This is a genomic window from Halovenus salina (assembly GCF_026410925.1).
Classification (GTDB): Archaea; Halobacteriota; Halobacteria; order Halobacteriales; family Haloarculaceae; genus Halovenus; species Halovenus salina.
The window spans coordinates 2556582-2581371 of record NZ_CP112972.1; the positions used below are offsets into that span (position 1 = coordinate 2556582).

Below are 24790 nucleotides of genomic sequence, written 5' to 3' on the forward strand. Positions count from 1 at the left end.
CTTAACCCGGGGATTCGCTGTACCCGAATCGGTCCGAATTTACCGGGTTTGGCGGACAGTTTAGTCCGTTTAATCCAGATTAACCGTCCGCAATCGCGGGTGTTTCCGACTGCGGCAGTTCCTGACGCGGCAGCCGTGTTTAGGTGGTGACCCCGCGAAACGGTGTGTATGACACAGCAGGACGACCAGTACCAGTTTGACACACGCTCGGTCCACGCAGGCACCGACCCCGATCCAGCCACAGGTGCGCGCGCACCACCGATTCACCAGAGCACCTCTTTCGTCTTCGATGACCCAGACCACGCCGCGCGGCTGTTCGCGCTCGAAGAGGAGGGGTACATCTACTCGCGGCTGTTGAACCCAACGACCGCACAGCTCGGCGACCGGCTGGCAGACCTGGAGGGCGGCGTCGGTGCCGTCCCGACTGCCTCCGGGATGGCTGCCTTCGACCTTGTGACCTTCCTGCTCGCCTCCGCGGGCGACAACATCGTCTCCGCGAAGTCACTCTACGGCGGCACCTACACCTACCTCAACCACACCGTCGAGCGCCGGGGCGTCACGACCCGATTCGTCGACACGCTCGATTACGAGGGGTACGCGGAGGCAATCGACGAGGATACCGCCTACGTCCACATCGAGACGCTCGGCAACCCAGCACTGACGACGCCCGATATCGAGCGCGTCGCCGATATCGCCCACGACCACGGCGTCCCGCTGTTCGTCGACAACACCTTCGCTACGCCGGCGCTCTGTCGACCCATCGAACACGGCGCGGACATCATCTGGGAGTCGACGACCAAGTGGATTCACGGTGCCGGCTCGACAGTCGGCGGCGTCGTCGTCGACGGCGGCTCGTTCCCCTGGGCCGAGCACGCAGAGAAATACCCCGAACTCGCACAGGACAACCCCGCCTATCACGGCGTGAACTTCGCCGAGCGGTTCGGCGAGGCGGCACTCACCTACGCCGCAATCGCTCGCGGTGCCCGCAGCCTCGGGAACTCACAGGCACCCTTCGACGCCTGGGTCACGCTCCAGAAGCTCGAATCGTTCCCACTCCGGGTCGAACGCCACGCGAACAACGCCCTCGCTGTCGCCGAGCACCTCGACGACCATCCCGATGTGGAGTGGGTTTCCTATCCGGGACTGCCCGACCACGAGACCCACGAAGAGGCGAGCGAGTATCTCGACGGCGGCTACGGCGGCATGGTCACCTTCGGACTCGGTGACTTCGAGAGCGCGAAGGCGGCGGTCGGCAACACCGAACTCGCCTCGCTTCTGGCGAACGTCGGCGACGCCAAGACGCTCGTCATCCATCCCGCCTCGACGACACACCAGCAACTCACCGAAGAAGAACAGCTCGAAGCCGGCGTCAAACCCGACATGATTCGCCTCTCGGTTGGCATCGAAGACCCCGAAGATATCATCGCCGACCTCGACCAGGCAATCGAGCGCGCCTGACTACTCCCAGGTCACGCCGGGATTGGTGACGGCTCCGTTCGCAGCCGACCCGAAATCCCGGACGTACTTCGCCAGCACGCCGGTCTCGTAGGCCGGCTCTGGGTCGTCGCGCTCGGCCAGCCGCCTGTCGAGTTCCGCTTCGCTGAGGTCGACCGACAGCTCACGGTCCGGGATATCGACGGTCACGGTGTCGCCGTCTTCGAGAGCTCCAATCGGCCCGCCGACGTATGCCTCGGGGGCGACGTGGCCGACCATCGGTCCCCGAGTCGCTCCCGAGAACCGCCCGTCGGTGAGCAAGGCCACATCATCCTCGTGACCCTGGCCGACGACGGCGGCAGTCACGCCGAGCATCTCGCGCATGCCGGGACCGCCTTGCGGTCCCTCGTTGCGGATGACGATGACGTCGCCCGACTCAATGTGTCCCTCCTGGACGTAGGCCATCGCGTCCTCCTCGCTCTCGAAGACGCGAGCGGGTCCCTCGTGGTGAAACGCCTCGTCGTCGCCGGTTACTTTCAGTACGCTTCCGTCGGGAGCGAGATTACCCGAGAGGATTTTGATTGCGCCCTCTGCCTGTTTTGGCTCCTCGGGTGTATACAGCCACTCTTCGTCGATTGTCTCCTCGGGCGGCAGCCGCCCCTCCGCTTCGAGGTGGGCGAGTTCTTCTGCAATCGTGCGGCCCGTGACCGTCATCGCGTCGCCGTGAATCAGGTCCCCGTTGAGCAGCCGACGGAGGACGACCGGCACGCCGCCGACCTCGTGGAGGTCGTTCATAACGTGTTCGCCGCCGGGCTGGAGGTCGGCAATTTTCGGCGTCTGGCGGCTAATCTCGTCGAACCGCTCTATCGAGAGCTCGATACCTGCTTCGGCGGCGAGTCCGAGCAGGTGGAGGACGCCGTTCGTCGAGCCGCCGACAGCGACCTGGAGCGCGATTGCGTTCTCGAAGGACTCCCGCGAGAGGAAGTCACTGGGCCGACGCTGACTCTCGATGATCTCGACGGCGAGTTCTCCGGCCCGGCGGGCAACCTCGTATCGTTGCTCGCTCTCGGCGGGTGGCGAGGCACTCCCCAGCGGGGCGAAGCCGAGTGCCTCACTGACCGAAGCCATCGTGTTTGCGGTGAACATCCCGCCACAGGAGCCAGCACCGGGGCAGGCGTTGCGCTCCATCTCGTCGAGTTCTGCCTCGGACATCTCGCCCTGTGCGACCGCCCCGACCCCCTCGAAGACGTTCTGGACCGTGATTTCGCGACCCCCGTGTTCGCCGGGCATGATAGAGCCGCCGTAGAGAAAGACCGAGGGAAGGTCCGTCCGAATCGCTGCCATCAACATGCCGGGCAGATTCTTGTCACAGCCGGCGAGCGTCACGAGACCGTCGAGACGCTCGCCGAAGGCGACCAATTCGACGGAGTCGGCAATTATCTCTCGGGAGATCAGCGACGCCCGCATCCCCTCGGTCCCCATTGAAATCGCATCGGAGATAGTGATGGTGCCAAACTCGATTGGCATCCCGCCAGCGTCGTCGACGCCCTCGTAGGCACTGTCTGCGACGTCATCGAGGTGGACGTTACACGGCGTGATGTCGGCGGCCGGGTTAGCGACCCCGACCATCGGTGAGGAGAGGTCGTCGTCGTCGTACCCCATTGCCCGGAACATTGCCCGGTGTGGGGCGCGTTCGGTCCCCTCCGTCACCTCGTTGCTTGGTAGCTCTGAGTCTTTCCTACGGGAGGCTGGTTGCTCACTCATTGGCTTCCCGTTGTCCCCGGGAAACTTAATGGGTTGGGCGATTCGACGTATGTTAGTATATATCATTATAGGGACAGAGTTATATACCTCCCCCTCACCCGTACAGATGAACATGGCTTACAACGAGGATACGTCGGGCACCCCGGCGGATCGAGTTCTTCCAGGGGACAACTAGTTCCCCCGACCAGAACGTACGAATTTTTGACACCACGCTGCGCGACGGCGAGCAGACGCCACGGGCTTCGTTCTCGTACGACGACAAACGCGAGATAGCGGCGCAACTTGACGAGATGGGGACTCACGTCATCGAGGCAGGGTTCCCGGTCAACAGCGACGACGAGTTCGAGGCGGTCCGTGACATCGCCGCGGCAAGTTCGAGTACGGTCTGTGGGCTTGCGCGCGTCGTGGAAGCTGACATCGAAGCGGCCCTCGACAGCGGCGTCGACATGGTCCACGTGTTCGTGTCGACCAGCGACGTCCAGCTTGAGGATTCGATGCACGCAACAAGAACAGAAGCGAAACAACGTGCTGTCGACGCAGTACGGCGAGTCGTCGAGGCCGGTGCCGAGTGTATGTTCTCGCCGATGGACGCCACCCGAACTGACGAGGCGTTCCTGTTCGAGGTGGTTGAGGCGGCCGCCGGGGCCGGCGCGGACTGGATAAACGTCCCGGACACCTGTGGCGTTGGCACTCCTGAGCGGTTCCAGGAGCTCGTGGCCGAGGTTGTCGAACACAGCGGCGACGCCCGAGTGGATGTACACACCCACGACGACTTTGGAATGGCAACGCCGAATGCCCTCGCGGGCGTTCGTGGCGGTGCGAACCAGGCCCAGGTCTCGGTCAACGGCATTGGCGAGCGGGCCGGCAACGCGGCCTACGAGGAGGTCGTCATGGGCCTCGAATCGCTGTACGACATCGACACTGGTATCGACACCACGCAGATTGCTGCGCTGTCCCAGACCGTCGAACAGCGGTCGGCGGTACCGGTGCCGGGCAACAAGCCTGTTGTCGGTGACAACGCCTTCGCTCACGAGAGCGGCATCCACGCCGCGGGCGTCATCGAGAACAGCGAGACGTTCGAGCCCGGCGTGATGACCCCCGAGATGGTCGGCGCGGACCGGGAGTTTGTCCTCGGGAAACACACTGGGACCCACTCGGTACGCAAGCGACTCGAAGAGGTCGGCTTCGACCCCACAGATGAGGAGGTCCAGACGGTGACACAACGAGTCAAAGAGAGCGGCGTTACCGCCGGTCACGTCACCGCTACCGACCTGACCGAGTTCGCCCGCGAAGCCGGTGTCGCCCGGCACGAGGAGGTCCAGGCCTGAGCAGATGTCCCGGCCGAGTGCTAGCGACAGCCGCCAACAGTGGCTGTCTGACCCGACCACGGATGCCCGCCACGACCAGCGGCGCAGCCAGTCGGGAAAGGCACCCCGAAAGAAATATATACGACGGCGAAACGAGAGTTGTAGTAATGGAACAGCACGCTGGCACCCAGTCATTTGTCGTCGCCAGCGGCATCGCATTCCTCGGCATTATTGTAGGGGCCTGAGCCCCTACACTACACTCTCCTTTCCGACCCCGACTGCATCGCCACCGACTAGCAGCCAACGGACATCCATGGACAGGACAGCACAGCAGCAACCACCGACACAGACAGCACAGCACGACGCCTCGGAGGGAGACGAATCTGCGGAGGCTCCCGATTCCAACGGCGTCGAAACAGGCGCGGACGCAGTGGCGAAGGCACTGGAAGCCGCCGGCGTTGAACACCTCTTTGGCGTCCAGGGCGGGGCGATAATGCCCGTCTACGACGCGCTGTACGACCACGATGACCTGGACCACATCACGATGGCCCACGAGCAGGGAGCGGCTCACGCCGCCGACGCCTACGGCATTGTCACCGGCGAGCCGGGTGTCTGCCTCGCCACCTCGGGGCCGGGCGCGACGAACCTCGTCACCGGGATCGCGGACGCGAGCATGGACTCGGACCCAGTGCTCGCACTGACAGGTCAGGTCCCGACGGATTTCGTCGGCAGCGACGCCTTCCAGGAGACGGATACAACCGGCGTCACACAGCCGATCACGAAACACAACAGCTTCGCCCAGGACCCAGATACAGTCGGCGACGCCGTGGGGACGGCGTGGGCGCTGGCAAACGACGGCCGCCAGGGGCCGACGCTCGTCGACCTTCCCAAGGATGTCTCGCTCGGCGAGACAGCGAGCGAACCAGACAGCCCGGAGACACCGGACACCTACAGTCCGCCAGCCGAGGCAGACGAGGTTGTCGTCGAAGCCGCCGCGGAGGCGTTCGAAGACGCACAGCGGCCGGTAATTCTCGCTGGCGGCGGCGTTATCAAAGGCGAGGCCTGTGACCGACTCAGGAGTTTCGCCCGCGAGTACGAGGTCCCAGTTGTTACGACGATGCCCGGACTGGGGTCGTTCCCCGAAGACGATCCGCTGTCGATGGAGATGGCCGGCATGCACGGCACCGGGTACGCGAACCTCGCGCTGGCAAACTGTGATTTCCTGCTGGGCGTCGGCACGCGGTTCGACGACCGGCTGACCGGCGGCGTCGAGACGTTCGCGCCAGATGCTGAGGTCGCACACGTCGACATCGACCCCGCCGAGATGAGCAAAAACATCTTCGCGGACTACCCGCTAGTGGGCGACGCGACGCAGGTGCTCGACCAGTTCGACGACGCGGTCGAGGATGGCCCCGACCCGACGGCGTGGCACGAGACCTGCCAGGCGTGGGTCGAAACGTATCGGCTCGATTACGAGATGCCGGACGAGGACCCACTCAAGCCCGAGTACGTCGTCGAGACGGCCGACGCGGTGACGCCGGAGGATACAATCGTTACGACAGGCGTGGGCCAACACCAGATGTGGGCCTGCCTGTTCTGGGAGTACACCGAACCCCGGACCTGGGTGTCGAGTCACGGCCTGGGGACAATGGGGTACGGCCTGCCGGCTGCCATCGGTGCAAAAGTCGCCGCCCCAGACAAAGAGGTCGTCTGTTTCGAGGGCGACGGCTCTCTGTTGATGACGATCCAGTCACTGTCGGTGGCGGTTCGCGAGAACCTCGATATCACCGTCGTCGTCCTGAACAACGAGGCGATCGGGATGGTCCGACAGTGGCAGGACGGCTTCTTCGAGGGCCGACACATGGCCTCGAAGTACGGCTGGGTCCCCGAGTTCGACACGCTCGCCGAGGCCTTCGGCGCTCGTGGGTTCTCGCTCGATGATGCCGACGATGCCGAGGCGACGCTCACAGCGGCCAGCGAGTACGACGGCCCGGCAGTCGTCGACGCCCACATCGACCCCGACGAGAACGTCTACCCGATGGTTCCAAGCGGGGGCGACAACGCCCGGTTTGCGCTGAACGAGACACAGCTGGAGGGGCTCCAATGAGCCGCGGTGAGTTGCCCGGCGAGCCACCGGAGACCCGCCAGACACCAGACGGCGAGCGAACCGACCAGGGCATCGCCGTCGAGAATGCCGACCGGCAGACAGACACGACCCAGCGGGCCGTGCTGTCGGCGCTGGTCAAACACGAACCTGGCGTCCTCGCCGAGGTGTCAGGATTGTTCAGCCGCCGCCAGTACAACATCGAGTCCCTGACTGTCGGAGAGACGATCGACGACCGACTCGCCAGGATGACCATCGTCGTCGAGGAGAGTCGCCCGAACATCGACCAGGTCAAAAAACAGCTCGAAAAGCGGATTCCGGTCATCTCGGTGCGCGAACTCGAAGACGCTGTCCAGCGTGAGCTGGTCATCGTCAAAGTCGACGGCGACAGCCCCGATCAGGTCAACGCAATCACCGAGATGTACGACGGCCAGACGCTTGACGCCGGACCACGCTCGATCACGGTCGAAATCACGGGCGACGAACAGCGTATCGACGCAGCAATCGACGCCTACCGCCAGTTCGGCATCCGGGAGCTCACCCGCACCGGCTACGCCGCCCTGGCGCGTGGCGAGGAACCCACAGCACAGGTCACGGAACCGAACCAGGCGCCAACAGAAGCCCAGGTCAAAACGGAGACAATCGCAGATGACTGAAATATACACCGACAGCGACACAGAGCGCGCACAGCTTTCGAACAAGACGGTTGCAGTACTCGGCTACGGCAGCCAGGGCCACGCCCACGCACAGAATCTCGACGACAGCGGCATCGACGTGGTCGTCGGCCTGCGACCCGGCTCGCGGTCCCGCGAACACGCACAGGACGATGGGCTCCGCGTAGCAACGCCCAGCGAGGCAGCCGCCGAGGCCGACATCGTTGTCATGCTAATCCCCGACACGGTACAGCCGTCGGTCTACGAGACGATTGCCTCCGAACTCGACCCCGGCGACACGCTCCAGTTCGCTCACGGGTTCAACATCCACTACGGCCAGATTGAGCCACCCGAGGATGTCGACGTGACGATGGTCGCGCCGAAGGGCCCTGGCCATCTGGTCCGGCGGACCTACGAGCGCGGCGAAGGCACGCCCGGTCTGTTCGCGGTCTATCAAGACGCGACCGGCGAGGCGAGTTCCGAAGCACTCGCATACGCAGGCGCAATCGGCTGTACCCGTGCCGGCGTCATCGAGACGACCTTCCGCGAGGAGACAGAGACGGACCTCTTCGGGGAGCAGGCGGTGCTCTGTGGCGGCGTCACCGACCTCATCAAGGCAGGGTACGAGACGCTCGTCGACGCCGGCTACTCTTCGGAGATGGCCTACTTTGAGTGCCTGAACGAGCTGAAGCTCATCGTCGACCTGCTGTACGAGGGAGGCCACACCGAGATGTGGAACTCAGTCTCGGACACCGCAGAGTACGGCGGCCTGACCCGGGGCGAGGACGTTGTTGACAGAGAGGCGATGGAGGCGATTCTCGACGGCGTCCAGTCCGGCGAGTTCGCCCGCGAGTGGATCGCCGAGAACCAGGCCAGCAGACCGGCCTACAGACAGCACAGACGTGCCGAACAGAACCACGAGATAGAGGAGGTCGGCGACCGCCTGCGCGAGTTGTTCGCCTGGAGCGAACAGGCAGAGCCGGCACCGGCTGACGACTGACCAACACGACGACCACAGAGACACCGACACCAATGACAGACACTAACGACACCACCGAGAGCGACACAGCGCAGAAACCGACCCGAGACGACGGCCAGCCGATGAAGATGCGAGAGATGGACCACGCCCCACCGGTCGAGGGGACACGCCGGGTCTTCGAGCGAGCAAACGAGGGGAAGACAGCCCGTCCAGACGGCGGCACGGAGACAACTGAAGACGACGAGTTCAACCAAAAGATGAAAGAGATGGACCACACACCGCCGGTCGACGGTCCAAACCGGACCTTCGAGCGCGGCGCAGACGTAGACAAATGAGCGAGGGGACGCTGTACGACAAGGTCTGGGACGCCCACCGGGTGACGACTCTTCCCAACGGACAAGACCAGCTGTTTGTCGGACTCCATCTCATCCACGAGGTGACGAGCCCGCAGGCGTTCTCGATGCTCGACGAGCGCGAGATGGAGGTCGCCCGGCCGGAGCTGACACTCGGCACCGTCGACCACATCGTTCCGACTGACGACCGGACCCGTCCCTACGAGGACGAGGCGGCCGAGGAGATGATGCAGTCTCTGGAGCGAAACGCCGCCGACGCCGATATCGAACTGCTGGACCCGACGACGGGTGACCAGGGTATCGTCCACGTCGTCGGACCCGAACAGGGGCTCACCCAGCCTGGCAAGACCATCGTCTGTGGCGACTCGCACACCGCGACACACGGTGCCTTCGGCGCGCTCGCCTTTGGTATCGGTACCTCCCAGATTCGGGACGTGCTCGCGACCGGGACCGTGGCGATGGAAAAAAAGGCCGTCCGGAAAATCGAGGTGACGGGGGAACTCGGCGAGGCTGTCACCGCGAAAGACGTTATCCTGGAGATTATCCGCCGGCTCGGCACCGACGGCGGTGTCGGCTACGTCTACGAGTATGCCGGCGAGGCAATCGAGGCGTTGGACATGGCCGGCCGGATGAGCCTCTGTAACATGTCAATCGAGGGTGGCGCTCGGGCGGGCTACGTCAACCCCGACGAGACGACCTACGAGTGGCTCGAATCGACCGATTACTTCGCGGAGAATCACGCCGAGTTCGAGGAGCTCCGTCCCTACTGGGAGTCGATTCGGAGCGACGACGACGCCGACTACGACGACGTGGTCACGGTCGACGGGACGGCTCTGGAGCCGGTGGTGACCTGGGGGACGACCCCCGAGCAGGGTGTCGGTATCACCGAACCGGTTCCGGAGCCGTCGACGCTGCCCGCGGACAAACGACAGCGGGCGCGGGACGCACAGGAACACATGAGCGTCGAGCCAGGCGAGACGATGGAAGGGTATCCTGTTGACGTGGCCTTCCTGGGGTCGTGTACCAACGCCCGACTCCCCGACCTCCGGCGTGGGGCTCGCGTCCTCGACGGCCGAACGGTTCACGAGGACGTGCGCGCGCTCGTAGTGCCCGGGAGCCAGCGCGTCAGCGCCGCCGCCGAAGCCGAGGGACTCCGCGAGACGTTCACCGAGGCTGGCTTCGAGTGGCGCGAACCCGGTTGCTCGATGTGTCTCGCGATGAACGACGACCAGCTGGTCGGCGACGAGGTTTGTGCCTCCTCGTCGAACCGGAACTTCGTTGGCCGACAGGGGAGTTCGACTGGCCGAACCGTCCTGATGAACCCCTCGATGGTCGCCGCGGCCGCGGTCACGGGCGAGGTGACCGACGTGCGCGACCTGCCGCCGACGGGAACGCCGGGTTCACAGCCGGGGGTGTCGGTATGAGCGAGGGCGTCTCGGTGCCGTCGGTGAGCACCGTCTCGGGGGCCGCTGTCCCGATACGGGGGAACGATATCGACACCGACCAGATCATTCCGGCCCGGTTCCTGAAGGTCGTCACATTCGAGGGGTTGGGCCAGTTCGCCTTCTTCGATCAGCGCTACGACGAGAACGACGAGCCGACCGACCACCCGATGAATCAGTCCCGTCACGAGGACGCGACGGTGCTTGTGGTCAACGCCAACTTCGGCTGTGGCTCCTCGCGGGAACACGCGCCACAGGCGCTGATGCGCTGGGGTATCGACGCTATCGTCGGCGAGAGCTTCGCGGAAATCTTCGCAGGGAACTGCCTCTCGCTAGGGATTCCGACCGTGACGGCCAGTTCAGACGAAATCGAAGCACTGCAGGACTGGGTCGATGCGAATCCAGACGGCGAGGTGACAGTCGACGTGGAGGGCGAAACGGTGACCTACGGGTCGACGACCGTCGAGGCCGGCGTCGACGAGGGCCAGCGGACGGCACTGGTCGACGGGATCTGGGATACGACCGCACTCATGCGCTCGAACGAGGCGGCAATCGAGGCGACTGCCGCAGAGTTACCCTACGTCGACGGAGGTCAGTCGTGACCCACGAGGTCGCGGTGGTCCCCGGAGACGGTATCGGCCGAGAGGTCGTCCCCGCTGCTGTCGACGTGTTGGCGACAGTCGACGCGCCGATAGAGTTCGTTCACGCCGAGGCTGGCGACGAGACGAAAGCCGAACAGGGCGTCGCGTTGCCCGAGGAGACCCGCGAGACTGTCGCCGACGCGGACGCGACGCTCTTTGGCGCGGCCGGCGAGACCGCAGCCGACGTGATACTGCCGCTTCGCTCGGTTGTCGGCTCGTATGCGAACGTCCGTCCGGTGTGTGCCTACCCTGGCACGGACGCCCGCGCGCCCGAAACGGATCTAGTCTTCGTCCGCGAGAACACGGAGGGTGTCTACTCGGGTATCGAGAGCGAACTTACGGACGGGGTACGAACCTTGACTCGCGTCGTGACCGCAGCGGCATCCAAGGCCATCGCCGACTTCGGCTTCGAGTACGCCGATACCAACGGCTACGAGCAGGTCACGGTCGCCCACAAGGCAAACGTGATGCGCGAGACCGACGGCCTCTTCCTCGATATCGTCGAGGATGTCGCCGAGCAACGCGGAGCCGCCTACGACACCGCACTCATGGACGCACTGGCGATGGAACTGGTCATGCAGCCAGAGGCCTACGGCGTGGTCATCTGCCCGAACCTCGCCGGTGACGTCCTCTCGGACCTGGCGGCTGGGCTCGTCGGCGGCCTTGGACTGCTCCCCTCGGCCAACATCGGCGACGAGAACGCCCTCTTCGAGCCAGTCCACGGGACCGCACCCACCATCGCCGGCGACGGCGTCGCCAACCCCGCGGCGACAATCCTCTCGGCTGCCCTCCTCCTCGAACATATCGGCTACGAGAGTGACGCCCAGCGGGTCCGTGAGGCTGTCGAGGGTGTCCTCGCCGAGGGGCCGCGGACACCGGACCTCGGCGGCACTGCCTCGACTGCCATGGTCCGGGATGCAGTCGTCGACCGCCTTTCCTGATACTATCAGTTTGACGCCCAGTGTCGGACTGACTTCCCAGAGAACTGATATAGGTATCCTGGTAGGGCTGTTCACTGGCCCACGAAAACGACGCTGGCTTTGGATGCGGAGTAGGACTTATACTACTGTAATGCATGTAATACAGCATGGGAACTGTCAGTTTCCGCATCCCCGACGACGTGAAAGCACGGATGGAAGAACACGACGAGATAAACTGGAGTGCAGTACTCCGTGACCACATCGAGGAAGAACTACACAGTCTGGAATCGCGGAATATCGCCCACGCAGTCGCGACCAGCGAGCGGCTGAGCAGTGGTATCGACGCCGACGAGGTGGCGACGACGAACACGGCAGAACAGATTCGTGCGTTCCGTGATACCAGATACAGCGAGGAGCGACCCTGATGGCCGACGTTGTTGTCGACACCAGCACGGTCGTCAAGTGGTACATTCCCGAACAGCACCACGAACAGGCCCGAGCACTTCGTGACGATTTCCTCAACGGCAAACACGACCTCTACGCACCGGCTCTCATGCCCTTCGAGGCGGTCAATGCACTCAACTACAGCGGGCACTACGACGGAGAGCGACTCCACGAGGCTGCGAACTCGCTCGACAACTACGGTATCGAACTCGTCTCGTTCGGGTCAGTCGGCCCTATCGCAGAGATTACGAACACCGTTGACAGCACGGTCTACGACGCTGCCTACATCGCACTCGCCGTCGAACGGGATGCGACAGCCTACACTGCCGATAGGAATCTCTTGCAGGATGTCGATGGGAGTGAGTATGAAGGCGCCGTTGCCCACATTCAGACCTACTGAGCGCTCCGTTGCGTTTCTTGTTGCAGACTCTTTCTACCTTGCACGTAACATATCAAAGCAAAATTAGATACAGCGGTTTCACTCTCTCGCGCGAAGAGGACTTGGTAGGTTATTTGCACGCAATCATAGGCAGCACTGCGTGTGTTTCTGAGTCTGCTAAAATATATTTTAGATAACATATATCCCGTCCTCGTCCCTATTACTGGTGTAATGTTCGACACACCGCACGGTGGCGACACGCAGTTACAGGAACACAGACAGGTGAGTCTCGACAGACAGGGGGGTGAGGCCCCGGAGCCGTCAGGGGCAATCTACGAGACTGGGACGACCATTGTCGCGTTGAGCGCGGCCGACGGGGTGGTGATGGCCGCAGACAGGCGGATGAGCCTGGGCGGGCGGTTCACCGCGAGTAAGAACGTCCGCAAGATCTCGAAGGTCCACCCGACGGCGGCGATGGCCATCTCCGGGAGCGTCGGCCCGGCACAGCAGTTGCTCCAGTCGCTCCGGGCCGAAGCGAGCCTCTACCGGACGCGGCGGGGCGAACCGATGAGCATGCGAGCGCTCTCCCAGACGGCGGGCCACCTCGTCCGGGGGCTGCCCGCACAGCCGCTGCTTGCTGGTGTCGACGAGGAGGGCGGTCACGTCTACGAACTCGACGGCGGCGGAAGCGTCATCGAGGACAGCTACGCTGCGGGCGGGAGCGGTCTCCAGACCGCCTACGGTCTGCTCGAAGGGCGCATGAGCGAGGGGCTGTCAGTCACGGAGGCGACAGCGGTAGCCACCGACGCAGTCGAGGCCGCAAGCGAGCGCGACACGGCAAGTGGCAACGGCGTCACCGTCGCACAGATTACTGCCGAGGGTATCGAGATGGAGGCCCCGGGGGGTGAGAACTGATGGAGCCGAACAACCAGCAGGCCTACGACCGCGGGAGCACCATCTTCTCGCCGGACGGCCGGCTCTACCAGGTCGAGTACGCCCGCGAAGCCGTCGCTCGCGGCGGGCCGACGGTCGGGCTGACGACTGCCGAGAGCGTCGTCTTCGCCTCCTACGGCTCGGCCCGGTCACCACTCGTGGTGCCAGAGAGCATCGAGAAGCTCCGAGATATCGACGGCCAACTCGGCATCGCCACCGCAGGCCACGTCGCTGACGGCCGTCGCCTCGTCGAACAGGGCCGTCAGTTCGCCCACCAGGAACAGCTCCGATACGACGAACAGCCCGGCGTCGAACCCACCGCGAAGGCACTCGCCGACTTCGTCCAGGAGTCGACACAGGTCGGGGGAACGCGTCCGTTCGGAGCGGCACTGCTCGTCGGCGGCGTCGTTGGTCGGCCTCGCCTCTACGACGTCGACCCGTCGGGGACGCCGACGGAGTGGCGGGCAACGGCAATCGGCAACGAGAGCGACATCATCAGGGAGACACTCGAAGCGGAGTACGAACAGGACCTCGACGAACACACCGGCCTCCGGCTTGCACTCCGGGCCCTTGCCGGTGACGAGCGAGAGCTCTCGACGGACTCGCTGGACGTTGCCGTTGCTCGGGACGATGGATTCACCACGTTCGACCAGGCCCAGCGGGCGGACATCCTCGAAGAGACAGAACTCTGAGAACCGAATGCAGACCGATTACGCCTCCGTTCGCAGTCCGGCGACAGCGCCGGCGAGTCTGTCCTGCAGGACGTGATAGGCGGCGTTGAGCGCGATGACGCCGACGACCGCAGCCCAGAGACCGATGAACGTCTCGCCCCCGCTCAGAAACAGGAGGCTCTTGTATTCGAACAGGACCCCGAGTGCAGCAAACAGCGAGACGGCACCGGTATAGAGCGCCGTGACGGCGACGGGGATGATTAGCTCCAGTACTTCTTCGTACATGCACTGAGATAGCAGCACTGACAATTATAACTCTGTTGGCTGCGTCGTCAGAACAGCACGTCGCTACGCGGCGGCGTCGTCGCCGATGTCGGTCGTCTCTCGCTGCGTGGCGGTGTCTCCGTCGCGGCGACGGTGGTCGTGGACGGTCCCGTCCGCACGGACGTACAGCTCTAACAGGTCCCCCTCCAGCTGTGTGCTCACAAGCAGACACCACGGGTCAGTCGAGAGGAGGCGCTCGCGCCACTCCGGCCCGACGTTCCAGAGGGGCCGCTCGGTCACGTCCTGGCCGTGGTCGTCGTAGAAGGAGACGACCGCAGCGTGGTCGATGACTGCAAGGGTGGCGGGACAGTCGACGCCCGCCCGACACCGCGAGCAGTCACAGGAGAACTGGACGGCCGAGCGGTCGTCGGCAGTCTCCGGCGTCAACTCAACGGGACCGCCACAGTCGGGACAGACCCCCTCGACGAACGATCGGATGCGGTTGCGGTGATAGCTGTCGAGTGCTGCCGGAAGGTCCTGCTCGTCTCGAACTTCGACCCCGGTCGGAAAGGAGAGGCGAGTGACCGACTCTCCACAGCCGCTACAGGTCACGTCGGCAACGCCGTCAGAGACCGCAAGCGTCAGCGCCCCCTCTCGACAGAGCGGGCACGACGTACCGAGTGACACCGACTCGGTGTCGACGCTTCTCGTGAACTGTTCGGAGGCGACCGCGCGTGCGGCTGCCTGTCCGGCCCCTGTCAGCTCCCAGCGCTCGTCTTCGCGCTGGCGGACGAACCCGTCGAGTTCCCGGAGGTGATACGCGAACCCGGCGGAGCTGTTACTGTCGCTCCCGTCGAATAGTGCCGAGAACGAAGACGGGCCCTCGGCGTGCAGGCGACGGACGATGTCGACTCGCGTCTCGTTGCCAAGCTGCTGGAAGGCCGCTGCTGTCGTCGGACCCGTCTCCGCCGCTGGCGGTGCATCAGCCGTCTCGCCGCCTGCGGTCTGGCCGGGGCTATCTGGAGGTGCGGGTGTCATTACTCGTGGTTACTGCTCGGGTAGTAAGGGTCTGTTGGCTCTGTCAATTACAGGTGCTCACTCGGTCAAAGTCCCGGACAACACGACCGACTACAGGTAGACAGCGCGCGTCCGGTCAAGGAGCGCACCGTCGTAGTAGTCTCTGGTTTGGGAAGGGTGTATGTCGTCGATAGACCGGACCGTCGCGACCGTATTAGCGAAGTTCTTGTACGTCGCTTCATCGACCATCTGGCCGTCGATAACGACCGCACCTGTCCCGTCGCGTTTGGCGTCGTTGAACTGTTCTATTCTGCCAACGGCACGTTCGAGTTCATCGCTGGTCGGCATGTGGACCCGGTTTGCTTGAACGGTCTGTTTGGGGTGTAGCGACCACGAACCATCGAGGCCGATACGTGCCTCGCGTTCGATCTGGTCGGCGTAGTCGGGCGCGTTGTAGTAGGTAATCCCGGCTCGCTCGTCGAACAGTCGGTCGAACGGGCCGCCGATAGCCACAAGTCCACCCGCCGACGCCTCGTTCGATATTCGTTCGAGCACACCGGGCCACCCTGGGCGCTCGTCGTTCATCGCCCGCCCTCCGAGATCTGCCGTGTAGTCGACGGGACCGAATACGAACGCCGCGAGTCGATCGCTCTCTCCGAGCCGAGCGATACGATGAAGATCTGACACTGCGGCCCCTGTCTCGACGATCGTCGCTACCTCGATTGTGCCATCGTCGTAGCCGTGTTCGCGCTCGGCCTCCGCCACAGCGCTCAGTGCCGACTCGACATTAGCGAGGCGGCCAACCTTCGGCACGACGATGCCATCTAGGTGACCGCCCACCTGCTCTATGAGCGTCGCTATCTGTTCGCGGCCGCGCTGACGAGTGCGCTGACTGTCGTGTGCCCACTCGATCCGGGGCCAGATCTCCCCACCGAACGACGGCGCGTGCTCTGACAGGGAGGCGACGGTGTTTTCGATGGCCTTGGTTTTCATTTCCGGTGCAGTCCCATCTTCGATATCCGGAACAAGCCAGTCGGGGGCCTCGAACCCCTCGGCAGTGAGACCGGATTCGAGGTACTTCGCCGAGTTATCCTTGGGAACGGCGGCTGGCGCAGTCTGAAACGTGCGACAAAGTCGTGTCATTTTGAGTGTATTTTTAATCGCAGGTTCGGTCGACGAGTGCTGTACGAGTTCCCGAGTAGACGGGACGCTTATCGTCGGTAAAGGCGACGTGTTCGAACGTGACCGCTCCGGCACGTGGTGGCCCACGGTCGCCGTCGGCGCTGATAACGCGAGTGAATCCGAAGACGGTATCACCGGCAGTCACGAAATCGTGGAACTGTTCATTCGCAAACCGGAGTTCACGGTAGGTCTGCTCGTCCGACCGAGCGTGCCCGAGCGCGACCGAGCGAGTGACATCACCGTACGCGACTGGCTCGCCCGATGGTGACTCGGCCATCGCGGCTGCGTTGTGGTGCTGGCGGGCGGTGTTCAGCGTCGCCAACGGGAGTGCCGCAACCATCGTCTCGTCCATCGTCCGCCCGCGTTCGTGCCGATAGGCCACGGCCGCGTCTCGGTCAGCGCTCCGGTCGAGTGCCGCCCGGAAGGCCTCGAATCCTGTACCCTCGGGCGTGACGAACGTCTCTGGCAACTCGACATCGGTTGGGTTGGCTGGTCCCTCCGCCGACCCTGCGTCGTCCCCAGCCGTGTCGGAACTCCCACCGTCAGGGATTGCTTCCTCACGGCGTGGGATCATGTTTGTCCGCTCGTAAGACACGAGCGTCTTGCCGGAGTCAGCGTCAATACCGCTGGTTGTCCAGGTGACAATCCCGTACGCTGGCCGCGACGAGGATGTCTGTTTCTGCTCGACGGTCGACTCGACCCGCAACGGTGTCCCCGGAGCGACGCCGTGTTGGTGATACTGGACATCGTCACGGCCGAGGAAGTAGCCTCCCTTCTCGCTGAGGTCTTCGACGGATGGACCCATCACGCTCGCCAACAGGTAGTCCGGGTGAATCGGTGGCTCATCGAAGCCGCGGGCGTCCGCAGCGTCCGGGCGCCAGTAGGCCGGGTCGTGGTTGAGTGTCTGACTCATCCACTGTTCATTGCCGTGCCGGGTCAAGCGATGCCCTGCCGCGTGTTCGATCTGCTCGCCCTCGGTGAAGTCCTCGAAGTGGTTGCCCTTCTCGCGGACGGCAACACGGTCGATGGCCGTACCGAACGTCTCGGGGTCGGTCCAGTCAGTCATCGAGGCTCACCTCCGGGCTGGCTCGTTGCTGTCGTGCTACGGTGCGTCGCATCTCGTTTGTGACAATCATGTATCCTTCATCGAATCCCATTCCGGGCTTTGCAAGCACCTGCGCGGCGTCAGTTGCGAGTGCGACGTGAGCGCAGGCTCGGGCGGACACCGCTGTCTCGTTGCAGGTCCCACCCAGGTAGGCCCGTGTCTCAGTACCGTTACACTCCAGGACAGCCCGCGCACTCCGGTGGATGCCGCCGAGATCCGGTGTCTTCACCTGCACGATATCCGCAGCGGCGGCGTCGACGAACGCGCGAACGTCCTCGAAGGTGTTACACCACTCGTCGGCAACGATATCCACATCGACGGCGGCAGCCCCAAGCCCGTTGCGAAGCTCTGTCATCGCTTCAATCTGTGCTGTGCGTCCACCGGCGTCCATGGGACCCTCCACCTGAAGCGGGAATGGAGCTGCCGCTTCGCGGAGACTGTCGAAGTAGCCGGTGACTTCGGGGCGGTCGTACGGCGGCCCGAACAGTTCGCCAATCATCCCGTACACGTCGACGTGAAACCGATGGTCGTCTTCCGTCGAGCCGAACTCCAGCGCCCGGTCTGAGAGCCACTCAAGATACGCGACGAGCTTCTCTCCGTTGGCCCCGAGTTTCGCTTCACTGTTGAACAGACCGTGTGGGAGAACTGGGACCCCCTTCAGAAGCATTTTTTCTGCATTTTGCCGTCGCTCGTCGCCCGATTGTCCAAACACGGGCACCGGATCTGTCGCCGGCGTCACACCGAGCGCGTCGGCGAGGAGCGTCGTCGGCGTGAGTCTCCGGGCGTGGGCAGCGGCGAACAAAAGCGCCTGTGAGACGCCGTACCGGACAGCAGTATGCAGTCGATCATCGCCGCCACGCTGGTCCGATAGCTCCTCGATAGCGGTGGCGTTGGCGAGGAACTCGCCCGGGTCGCGACCGACGAGTTCGTCCGCGACTGGTCCCTCCACGACCGGTGTGTAGGTAGCAGCGCGAAACAGCGGGTCGCGTCCACCAGCACCGGAGTACTGGACGGCCGCGCAGTCTCCCCGATGGCATGTTCCGTCCGAAAGCCCAACCTCAACCAGCAGCGCCTCGCCGGCCTGCCGGATGTCTTCGAACCCGTCGGTAACGGGGTCGCCCGCGTACCCGAAGCCGTCCTCAGTTGCGCCGGCCTTGATCGCACGCTGGTCGTCGAAATAAAACCCCGAAACACCCGGAATCGCCCGTATCGACTCAATCTGCATCGCTTTCGCCTCCGGGTGTGTCGATACCACTGGCCGAGTTCCCGGGCTCGTCCGATTCGCCCCCGCTCGCCGTTGGACGGCCGATTAGCTTGCCGTCGCTGATTGCGTCGACATCGTCTGCAACCATGCGGAACGAGCGCGAGCGGCCTTCCGTCCGAGCACGCTCGTCGAGACGGGCGTTGTGAATATCCTTGATATCCGTGTCGACTGCGAGGTCGCCCCACTTGAGTATCCGGACCCGTCCGTCGTCGTCGCGAGCCGGAAGGACGTCAGCTCTGGCGCTGTCACTGGGGGCGAAAGGAACGTCTAACGCTCCCGATTCGAACGCAGCCACGACCCCGCGTGCAACGTCGCCGTCGCCGTGGTCGAAGACTGCGTCGAGCAGCGACCGGGCAGTCCGCTCGATCAGTTGTTGCTCTTCGTCAATGCCGTCGATGACGATATCCTGTTCGACCATCATATCGATAAGTTGTCTCGTTGTTCGCAAGCCAGCGGCGTTTGCCTCCTGCGTGGGAACGCCCTGGAACTCCTGTGGTGATTTGGTGATCACCTTATCTGGTCGGGCAAGCGACGCTGTCGCCCCGCCGAGACCGATGACCCCGTTTGCTCGCGCTTCGTCAGGCGGGAATCCGCCCATCCACTCGTGGAACACTGTGGTGACGACTACATCGTTCGGGAGATACTCCTCGCCCAGCGCCCGGAGTGCCCGGAGCGCGGCGACATCTTGGACGACGTTCCCGACCTGGCCGTATCCCAGCGTGAGCGAGCGCACACCCTGGGTCGCCGCGAGCAACCCTTCAACGACCATCACGGCGATGGCGATCGCCGGTGGGACCAGCGTCCCGGTTAGCGGCCCGAACGGCTCGCGGTTGATACGGATTCCACGTTCGGTATATGCGCCACAGAGGCGGTCGACGAACTGCCAGTGTTCGATCGTCTCTGCGAGGTCGTGCTCTTTGGTGTACGGGATGTTGTACGAAATTGGCCCGCCCTCGAAGCTCTGGAACCCCCCTGCAAGCGTGACAATTGCGAGCAGGCGCGCGTCAGGTGTTCCGTGCCGGACCTCGACTGGGGTGTCGACGGCTTCGATCAACTCACGACAGGACTCGACGCCGTGGTTCACAGCGGGAAAGCCGTTGAGTGTATCTTCACCGGACTCACGGGCTTGCTCCAGCCCTCGCTGGGCTTTCTCGTATTCGTTGTCCCGGGTGTAGGAATCGATGGTCGTCGGCAACAGGTCTGCGCCGCCCTCCTCGTCGAGATATCTGAGTAGCTCAGTCTGGTCGTCGAGGCAGGGCACGCCCGCACGTGGCTGAAGCAGTGGTCGGTCGGCCGTCTCCAGCACGTCTGCAAACTGCTTCTCTGGCGGTAGCGACTCGTGGTAGTCAACAGCCGACTCAAAGTCTGCCGCAGCACCGGTTGGCCACTGCTCTCTGAGTGCCGACTCGACTTCGACCAGCTCTTCGTCCGAGATTCGCTCGTTGCGAGGCATCTACGCTCCTCCTGGGTCATTATCGCCGCGTTTGTCGGGGAACATCTACGTATTCATCCTGACCCGTTGAGTCTCGGGCTCGGTCGTCCTGTGATCCAAGTCACGCTCGAGTGCGCTGACAACGGCCGATGGATCTGTTTCGGCGTCAAACACGCGGTCAAAGCCGAGACTCCGGAAGTGGTCGCGGGTTTCGTCCCAGTCGTTTTGACCAACGTCGAGGTTGCCGCCGATATACGTGATCGCACCGCACTCCGCGTCTGCGAGACGTTCGTGGAGGCCCTGACAGTCCTGCCTGGCGTGCCCGTACAGCGACGATACGAGGACTGCCCCAGCGTCGTGTTCCTGCGCCGCCGAGGCAAACTCGTCTTTCGAGGTCTGAACCCCCAGGTTTTTCACGTCGAACCCGGCGGCCGAAAGGGCCTGTTCGAGAATGGTAATTCCAACGACGTGTGCGTCGGACCCTATCACACCGAGGATGACTGTCTGTCCCATGTGGGTATCGTACCAGTAACACGCTACCTTGATAAATATAATGATTTTTCATTACAATCGAGTAGAATGTCTGAAACACTGGTTTATAGGGCTTTTAGGGAATATAATTAATAATAGGGAACTTTTTTTACAGGCCGTAACTGACCAGAATATATGACTGCGTTGTCGGACCTGCGGGTCATCGATTTGACACAGGTGCTAGCCGGACCGTACTGCACGATGTTGCTCGCGGACATGGGCGCAGACGTAATAAAGGTCGAGCGGCCGGGTGGTGACCTCATCCGCTCGAACCCGCCGTTTCTTACCGATGCAGAGGCCGAAGCCTACGGCGGATACTTCCAGAGTGTCAACCGGGGGAAACAGTCACTGGAGTTGGATCTTGGCGACGAGGACGACCAGAACGACTTTCTCTCACTTGTCGAAACTGCCGATGTTGTCGTCGAGAACTATCGTGCCGGGACGATGGAGTCGTTCGACTTGGGCTACGAACAACTCCGCGAGCACAACCCACAGCTCATCTACTCCTCGATCCGGGGTTTCGGTGACCCCCGGACAGGCGAAACAAGCCGACAGGGACAGCCCTCTTTCGACCTGATCGCTCAAGCATTAGGGGGCGTCATGGAGACGACCGGCCAGCCTGACGGACCGCCGACGAAGGTTGGCCCAGGAATCGGTGACCTGTTTACAGCCGTGCTTAATGCGGTCGGTATTCTGGCCGCGGTTCACCACCGCGAGCGCACTGGTGACGGACAGTACGTCGATACCGCGATGTACGACGCGATGGTCTCGATGTGTGAACGAACGGTCTACCAGTACTCGTATACGGGAACATCTCCATCTCGACGGGGGAACGCACACCCGACCCTGTTCCCGTACAACGCATTCGAAACGGCAGACGGATACGTCGTCATTGCTGCGTTCTCGGACGGCCACTGGCGCGGCCTCTGCCAGCAGATGGACCGGCCGGATCTTGTCGCCGACTATCCGACTGCTTCGGACCGTCTGGCCGAGCGCGACATGCTCCGCGAAGCGATTGCCGACTGGACTCAACCGCAGTCGTCGGACGACGTCATCGACGCGCTCCGCGGAACAGTGCCGGTTGCACCCGTCCAGGACACGAGTGATATCTTTGACGACCCACATCTCCAGAATCGAGACATGCTCACGACCGTCGAACAGCCGGGAGCCGACGAAAACGTGACCATTGCTGGCTCGCCAATCAAGATGACCGAGACCCCTCCGACGGTCGAGGACCGCGCCCCGCTTCTTGACGAACACCGCGAGCAGCTGCTGAACTCGTTGCACGCTGAGGGCGACGACTGAGAATTGTTACGTATCGCACGGCTTTTAGTCGTCCATCGTATATAACCGACTGAATGATATCGAAGGGCTGCGAGCAGTGTGCGGAAGGCGCCAAGATGGTGCTCTTTGTCTATGGTTACTGCGACCAGCGCGACTGTTTTTACTGTCCGCTCGGCGAGAATCGCAAGAACGTGACCGACGTCTACGCCAACGAGCGACAGGTCCAGTCCGACGAAGAGGTTATCGCCGAGGCCAAGCGCATGGACGCCCTTGGAACGTCGATTACCGGCGGCGAGCCACAGGAGGCACTCGACAAGACCTGCCGGTATCTCTCGCTTCTGAAGGAGGAGTTCGGCGAAGACCACCATACCCACCTCTACACCGGCATCACGGGTGGCCGCGAGAACATGCGTCGTCTCGCCGAGGCCGGCCTGGACGAAATCCGCTTCCATCCGCCCCTCGAACAGTGGGGTGACCTTCACGGCACCGAGTGGGAGGACATCCTCTACATCGCCCGCGAAGAGGGGCTCATCCCTGCCTTCGAGATTCCGGGTATCCGCGCCGAAGAGGAGTTCCTGGAGTTCCTCGACGAGGGCGCGGCCGACTTCTGTAACATCAACGAGTTCGAGATGAGCCAGGGCAACTTCCGGCGGATGCAAGAAGAAGGATTCGAGCGCAAGGAAGGCCACATGAGCGCTGTCGAGGGAAGCCACAAGATTCTGGACGTGATGGGCGACCACGAGCAGGTCTACTTCTGTACCTCGGTCTTCAAAGACGCCGCCCAGCACCGCAACCGGATGAAACGGATGGCCCAGAACGTCCGGCGTCCGTTCGACGAGGTGACCGAGGACGGTACCATCGTCTACGGCAAGACCTGGGTCGACGCCGAGCGCCTAGACGAGCTGGGTGTTCCTACCGACTACTACGCCGTCAAGTCCGGCCACGTCGAACTGGCGTGGTGGCTCTTAGAGGAGATGCTCGCCGACGGCGACATCGAGGAAGGAGAAATCGTCGAGCAGTATCCGACGGTCGACGGAACCGTCGTCGAGCGGACGCCGCTGGCCTGATCTACGACACCTGCAGGGGCGGAATCGTGGGCAGTGACCAGAGCTGCCATTTCTCTTCGGTCTCGAACAACAGCGTTGTCGGATTGAACGAGAGCCCGTCGGCCTCGGCCTCGTGGCGGACGTAGGCGTACCCCTTGAAGTCGTGTTCCTGCTGGAGCGTTTCAAGTGCCTCTTGCTCCTGTTCGATTGTGGTCTGGACAACCTCGGTGTCGCCGCCCGAGTCGCCGTGCTTGTTCTCTACCGCAGTTTCGAGGTCGACTTCCGTCGGGTCTGAGAGGGTAATTTTCTCGGCATCGAGCGCGGCCTCAAACTGCCCGGAGGGGTCCTCGCTGATGGCGTAGTCGCCGTCCTCGTGTGCGTACTCGTTCGCCCGCTCGTGGTCGCCGTCTTCGAGCGCCGCGAAGTACGATTCGACGGCATCGACGGGGCCGCCTGCCGAGGTGTCGTCGCCGCCCATACAGCCGGCCGTCGCGACGACGACACCGCCGATTGTGGCACGGACGAACGCTCGTCTACTTGAAATATGTGTACTGCTGTTGGAGGGCTGTGGCATGGCTGTAGCTGGCCGTGGCGACCGAAAAAGTGTTTTGATGCTGATGAAACCACTGTCCTGTACCCTGTTGTCACGAGACGACGCTCACGCGTCGCTCAACCGACTAACCCAGGTGGTGGTACCACTCAGCGCACGCTGGACCATCTCGCGGCTGACCAGCGCGAAGCCGGTCGCGACAGCCAGAAAGCCGACGACGGTGCCCGCCGCCAGCCCGTGCCCGAGAAACAGAATCGAGACCAGCGTCGCAAACACCGGTTCGAGGTATGCCACGAGGGTCGTCTCGGTCGCCCCGACGCGCCGGACCAGCCCGAAATACAGCAGGTAGCCCGCCGCGCCGGCTCCGAGCGTGATGTACACCAGCGAGCCGACCGCGGCCGGCGACACCGCAGTCGGAGCTGGCATCGACTCGCCGCTCAGCGCCGAGCCACCGAACAACAACGCGGCACCGACGACCATCGCCCACCCCTGGAGCGCCTCCAGCGGAAGCCCGCCCTCGACGAGCTGGATAGCCACCGAACCGATGGCAAACAGCGCCGTCCCGCCGAAGACGAGACCGACGCCGATGACGGTCGTCGAGAGCACACCCGAGCCGGCTGAGGGCTGTGCGATGACGGCGACGCCGGCGAGACCGAGCAGGAATCCACAGGCGTCGAGCAACCCGCGTGACTCACCCAGCAACGGGACGGCGACGATTGCCGCGACGACTGGCGACATCGACACGACGACCGCCGCGACCGCGCCCGAGACGTACTGTGTGCCCATGAACAGCGCGCCCTGATAGCCGCCGAACATGAACGTACCGACGACGGCGACACCAAACATCTCACGCCTGTCGCGGGGGAGCAGTCGGTCTGTCACCGCAGCCGCGTACGCGAGTACGATACCGCCCGCGACGGCGTACCGAATCCCAGCAGCGCCCAGCGGGGGAATCTCGTCGACGACCACGTCGATTGCCGGAAACGCCGCCCCCCAGAGGAGACCGACGCCGACGAGCACGAGCGCGGCCGGCAGTTGAAACGAATCCTTTGTTAGCCACATTCTTTCGAAGTTAATTCAGCTAATGGCTG

Annotated in this window: 25 protein-coding genes; 15 read left to right on the top strand and 10 right to left on the bottom strand. The window is 63.4% G+C overall.

What is annotated here, in order from left to right; all coding sequences use genetic code 11:
• Positions 1-168 precede the first annotated feature (168 nt).
• Entirely contained in the window at positions 169-1458 is a 1290-nt protein-coding gene (locus tag OSC37_RS12825; protein WP_267161834.1) for an O-acetylhomoserine aminocarboxypropyltransferase/cysteine synthase family protein, read from the top strand.
• On the opposite strand, the gene ilvD is transcribed toward OSC37_RS12825, so the two are convergent.
• A complete protein-coding gene (gene ilvD / locus OSC37_RS12830; protein ID WP_267161835.1) occupies positions 1459-3198 on the bottom strand; it encodes a dihydroxy-acid dehydratase in 1740 nt (579 codons plus the stop codon).
• A gap of 128 nt (positions 3199-3326) precedes the next feature.
• Here ilvD and OSC37_RS12835 point away from each other — a divergent pair, with 128 nt between their 5' ends.
• From OSC37_RS12835 to OSC37_RS12890, 12 genes are all read left to right on the top strand, one after another.
• Complete coding sequence (locus tag OSC37_RS12835; RefSeq protein ID WP_267164191.1) at positions 3327-4526, top strand: LeuA family protein; 1200 nt, start codon at positions 3327-3329, stop codon at positions 4524-4526.
• Between the two features lie 292 nt (positions 4527-4818).
• On the top strand, positions 4819-6612 hold the full coding sequence (ilvB, locus tag OSC37_RS12840; protein WP_267161836.1) for a biosynthetic-type acetolactate synthase large subunit: 1794 nt from the start codon (positions 4819-4821) through the stop codon (positions 6610-6612).
• The gene (gene ilvN, locus OSC37_RS12845) at positions 6609-7265 is read left to right on the top strand and encodes an acetolactate synthase small subunit (protein WP_267161837.1); all 657 of its coding nucleotides are present in this window, start codon (positions 6609-6611) and stop codon (positions 7263-7265) included. Before ilvB ends, ilvN begins: the two co-directional genes overlap by 4 nt.
• Positions 7258-8262 carry a ketol-acid reductoisomerase gene (gene ilvC / locus OSC37_RS12850; protein ID WP_267161838.1) on the top strand — a complete coding sequence of 335 codons (1005 nt, stop codon included), beginning with the start codon at positions 7258-7260 and terminating at the stop codon, positions 8260-8262. Before ilvN ends, ilvC begins: the two co-directional genes overlap by 8 nt.
• A gap of 32 nt (positions 8263-8294) precedes the next feature.
• On the top strand, positions 8295-8576 hold the full coding sequence (locus OSC37_RS12855) for a DUF7989 family protein (protein ID WP_267161839.1): 282 nt from the start codon (positions 8295-8297) through the stop codon (positions 8574-8576).
• Positions 8573-10018 carry a 3-isopropylmalate dehydratase large subunit gene (gene leuC / locus OSC37_RS12860; RefSeq protein ID WP_267161840.1) on the top strand — a complete coding sequence of 482 codons (1446 nt, stop codon included), beginning with the start codon at positions 8573-8575 and terminating at the stop codon, positions 10016-10018. The genes OSC37_RS12855 and leuC overlap by 4 nt, the downstream gene beginning before the upstream one ends.
• Entirely contained in the window at positions 10015-10638 is a 624-nt protein-coding gene (gene leuD / locus OSC37_RS12865) for a 3-isopropylmalate dehydratase small subunit (RefSeq protein WP_267161841.1), read from the top strand. Before leuC ends, leuD begins: the two co-directional genes overlap by 4 nt.
• Entirely contained in the window at positions 10635-11618 is a 984-nt protein-coding gene (locus tag OSC37_RS12870; RefSeq protein WP_267161842.1) for an isocitrate/isopropylmalate family dehydrogenase, read from the top strand. Before leuD ends, OSC37_RS12870 begins: the two co-directional genes overlap by 4 nt.
• Before the next feature lie 146 nt (positions 11619-11764).
• Positions 11765-12022, top strand: a complete 258-nt coding sequence (locus tag OSC37_RS12875) for an AF_0619 family ribbon-helix-helix protein (protein WP_267161843.1) — start codon at positions 11765-11767, stop codon at positions 12020-12022.
• Positions 12022-12441 carry a type II toxin-antitoxin system VapC family toxin gene (locus tag OSC37_RS12880; protein ID WP_267161844.1) on the top strand — a complete coding sequence of 140 codons (420 nt, stop codon included), beginning with the start codon at positions 12022-12024 and terminating at the stop codon, positions 12439-12441. Before OSC37_RS12875 ends, OSC37_RS12880 begins: the two co-directional genes overlap by 1 nt.
• 210 nt (positions 12442-12651) lie before the next feature.
• On the top strand, positions 12652-13335 hold the full coding sequence (locus tag OSC37_RS12885) for an Ntn hydrolase family protein (RefSeq protein WP_267161845.1): 684 nt from the start codon (positions 12652-12654) through the stop codon (positions 13333-13335).
• Positions 13335-14045, top strand: a complete 711-nt coding sequence (locus OSC37_RS12890) for an archaeal proteasome endopeptidase complex subunit alpha (protein ID WP_267161846.1) — start codon at positions 13335-13337, stop codon at positions 14043-14045. Before OSC37_RS12885 ends, OSC37_RS12890 begins: the two co-directional genes overlap by 1 nt.
• 18 nt (positions 14046-14063) lie before the next feature.
• Here the strand turns inward: OSC37_RS12890 and OSC37_RS12895 are convergent, their stop codons facing one another.
• From OSC37_RS12895 to glmS, 7 genes are all read right to left on the bottom strand, one after another.
• Positions 14064-14309, bottom strand: a complete 246-nt coding sequence (locus OSC37_RS12895; protein ID WP_267161847.1) for a DUF8151 family protein — start codon at positions 14307-14309, stop codon at positions 14064-14066.
• 63 nt (positions 14310-14372) lie between these two features.
• The gene (locus OSC37_RS12900) at positions 14373-15326 is read right to left on the bottom strand and encodes a winged helix-turn-helix domain-containing protein (protein ID WP_267161848.1); all 954 of its coding nucleotides are present in this window, start codon (positions 15324-15326) and stop codon (positions 14373-14375) included.
• Between the two features lie 90 nt (positions 15327-15416).
• On the bottom strand, positions 15417-16448 hold the full coding sequence (citE, locus tag OSC37_RS12905) for an L-malyl-CoA/beta-methylmalyl-CoA lyase (RefSeq protein ID WP_267161849.1): 1032 nt from the start codon (positions 16446-16448) through the stop codon (positions 15417-15419).
• 13 nt (positions 16449-16461) lie between these two features.
• Entirely contained in the window at positions 16462-17553 is a 1092-nt protein-coding gene (mch, locus tag OSC37_RS12910; protein ID WP_267161850.1) for a 2-methylfumaryl-CoA hydratase, read from the bottom strand.
• On the bottom strand, positions 17546-18817 hold the full coding sequence (locus tag OSC37_RS12915; protein WP_368409591.1) for a methylaspartate ammonia-lyase: 1272 nt from the start codon (positions 18815-18817) through the stop codon (positions 17546-17548). Before OSC37_RS12915 ends, mch begins: the two co-directional genes overlap by 8 nt.
• A complete protein-coding gene (locus OSC37_RS12920; protein ID WP_267161852.1) occupies positions 18807-20309 on the bottom strand; it encodes a methylaspartate mutase subunit E in 1503 nt (500 codons plus the stop codon). The genes OSC37_RS12915 and OSC37_RS12920 overlap by 11 nt, the downstream gene beginning before the upstream one ends.
• Before the next feature lie 45 nt (positions 20310-20354).
• Positions 20355-20801: a methylaspartate mutase subunit S gene (glmS, locus tag OSC37_RS12925; RefSeq protein ID WP_267161853.1), complete on the bottom strand. Its 447-nt coding sequence runs from the start codon at positions 20799-20801 to the stop codon at positions 20355-20357.
• 153 nt (positions 20802-20954) lie between these two features.
• On the opposite strand from glmS, the gene mct reads away from it, so the two are divergent.
• Both mct and OSC37_RS12935 read left to right on the top strand, forming a co-directional pair.
• On the top strand, positions 20955-22124 hold the full coding sequence (gene mct, locus OSC37_RS12930; RefSeq protein WP_267161854.1) for a succinyl-CoA:mesaconate CoA-transferase: 1170 nt from the start codon (positions 20955-20957) through the stop codon (positions 22122-22124).
• Between the two features lie 53 nt (positions 22125-22177).
• The gene (locus tag OSC37_RS12935; RefSeq protein ID WP_267161855.1) at positions 22178-23170 is read left to right on the top strand and encodes a radical SAM protein; all 993 of its coding nucleotides are present in this window, start codon (positions 22178-22180) and stop codon (positions 23168-23170) included.
• A gap of 1 nt (position 23171) precedes the next feature.
• On the opposite strand, the gene OSC37_RS12940 is transcribed toward OSC37_RS12935, so the two are convergent.
• Both OSC37_RS12940 and OSC37_RS12945 read right to left on the bottom strand, forming a co-directional pair.
• Positions 23172-23723: a nuclear transport factor 2 family protein gene (locus OSC37_RS12940; RefSeq protein WP_267161856.1), complete on the bottom strand. Its 552-nt coding sequence runs from the start codon at positions 23721-23723 to the stop codon at positions 23172-23174.
• An 84-nt stretch (positions 23724-23807) separates the two neighbouring features.
• Positions 23808-24761 carry a DMT family transporter gene (locus OSC37_RS12945; RefSeq protein ID WP_267161857.1) on the bottom strand — a complete coding sequence of 318 codons (954 nt, stop codon included), beginning with the start codon at positions 24759-24761 and terminating at the stop codon, positions 23808-23810.
• Positions 24762-24790: the final 29 nt, after the last annotated feature.

Bases quoted from the DNA above. Each gene is read 5' to 3' on its own strand.
- OSC37_RS12890 (WP_267161846.1), top strand. From the start codon at position 13,335: ATGGAGCCGAACAACCAGCAGGCCTACGACCGCGGGAGCACCATCTTC.
- ilvC (WP_267161838.1), top strand. From the start codon at position 7,258: ATGACTGAAATATACACCGACAGCGACACAGAGCGCGCACAGCTTTCG.
- OSC37_RS12875 (WP_267161843.1), top strand. From the start codon at position 11,765: ATGGGAACTGTCAGTTTCCGCATCCCCGACGACGTGAAAGCACGGATG.
- ilvN (WP_267161837.1), top strand. From the start codon at position 6,609: ATGAGCCGCGGTGAGTTGCCCGGCGAGCCACCGGAGACCCGCCAGACA.
- leuC (WP_267161840.1), top strand. From the start codon at position 8,573: ATGAGCGAGGGGACGCTGTACGACAAGGTCTGGGACGCCCACCGGGTG.
- mct (WP_267161854.1), top strand. From the start codon at position 20,955: ATGACTGCGTTGTCGGACCTGCGGGTCATCGATTTGACACAGGTGCTA.
- mch (WP_267161850.1), bottom strand. From the start codon at position 17,553: ATGACTGACTGGACCGACCCCGAGACGTTCGGTACGGCCATCGACCGT.
- OSC37_RS12920 (WP_267161852.1), bottom strand. From the start codon at position 20,309: ATGCCTCGCAACGAGCGAATCTCGGACGAAGAGCTGGTCGAAGTCGAG.
- leuD (WP_267161841.1), top strand. From the start codon at position 10,015: ATGAGCGAGGGCGTCTCGGTGCCGTCGGTGAGCACCGTCTCGGGGGCC.
- OSC37_RS12880 (WP_267161844.1), top strand. From the start codon at position 12,022: ATGGCCGACGTTGTTGTCGACACCAGCACGGTCGTCAAGTGGTACATT.
- ilvD (WP_267161835.1), bottom strand. From the start codon at position 3,198: ATGAGTGAGCAACCAGCCTCCCGTAGGAAAGACTCAGAGCTACCAAGC.
- OSC37_RS12915 (WP_368409591.1), bottom strand. From the start codon at position 18,817: ATGCAGATTGAGTCGATACGGGCGATTCCGGGTGTTTCGGGGTTTTAT.
- OSC37_RS12900 (WP_267161848.1), bottom strand. From the start codon at position 15,326: ATGACACCCGCACCTCCAGATAGCCCCGGCCAGACCGCAGGCGGCGAG.
- glmS (WP_267161853.1), bottom strand. From the start codon at position 20,801: ATGGGACAGACAGTCATCCTCGGTGTGATAGGGTCCGACGCACACGTC.
- OSC37_RS12825 (WP_267161834.1), top strand. From the start codon at position 169: ATGACACAGCAGGACGACCAGTACCAGTTTGACACACGCTCGGTCCAC.
- citE (WP_267161849.1), bottom strand. From the start codon at position 16,448: ATGACACGACTTTGTCGCACGTTTCAGACTGCGCCAGCCGCCGTTCCC.
- OSC37_RS12935 (WP_267161855.1), top strand. From the start codon at position 22,178: ATGATATCGAAGGGCTGCGAGCAGTGTGCGGAAGGCGCCAAGATGGTG.
- OSC37_RS12895 (WP_267161847.1), bottom strand. From the start codon at position 14,309: ATGTACGAAGAAGTACTGGAGCTAATCATCCCCGTCGCCGTCACGGCG.
- ilvB (WP_267161836.1), top strand. From the start codon at position 4,819: ATGGACAGGACAGCACAGCAGCAACCACCGACACAGACAGCACAGCAC.
- OSC37_RS12945 (WP_267161857.1), bottom strand. From the start codon at position 24,761: ATGTGGCTAACAAAGGATTCGTTTCAACTGCCGGCCGCGCTCGTGCTC.
- OSC37_RS12940 (WP_267161856.1), bottom strand. From the start codon at position 23,723: ATGCCACAGCCCTCCAACAGCAGTACACATATTTCAAGTAGACGAGCG.
- OSC37_RS12855 (WP_267161839.1), top strand. From the start codon at position 8,295: ATGACAGACACTAACGACACCACCGAGAGCGACACAGCGCAGAAACCG.
- OSC37_RS12885 (WP_267161845.1), top strand. From the start codon at position 12,652: ATGTTCGACACACCGCACGGTGGCGACACGCAGTTACAGGAACACAGA.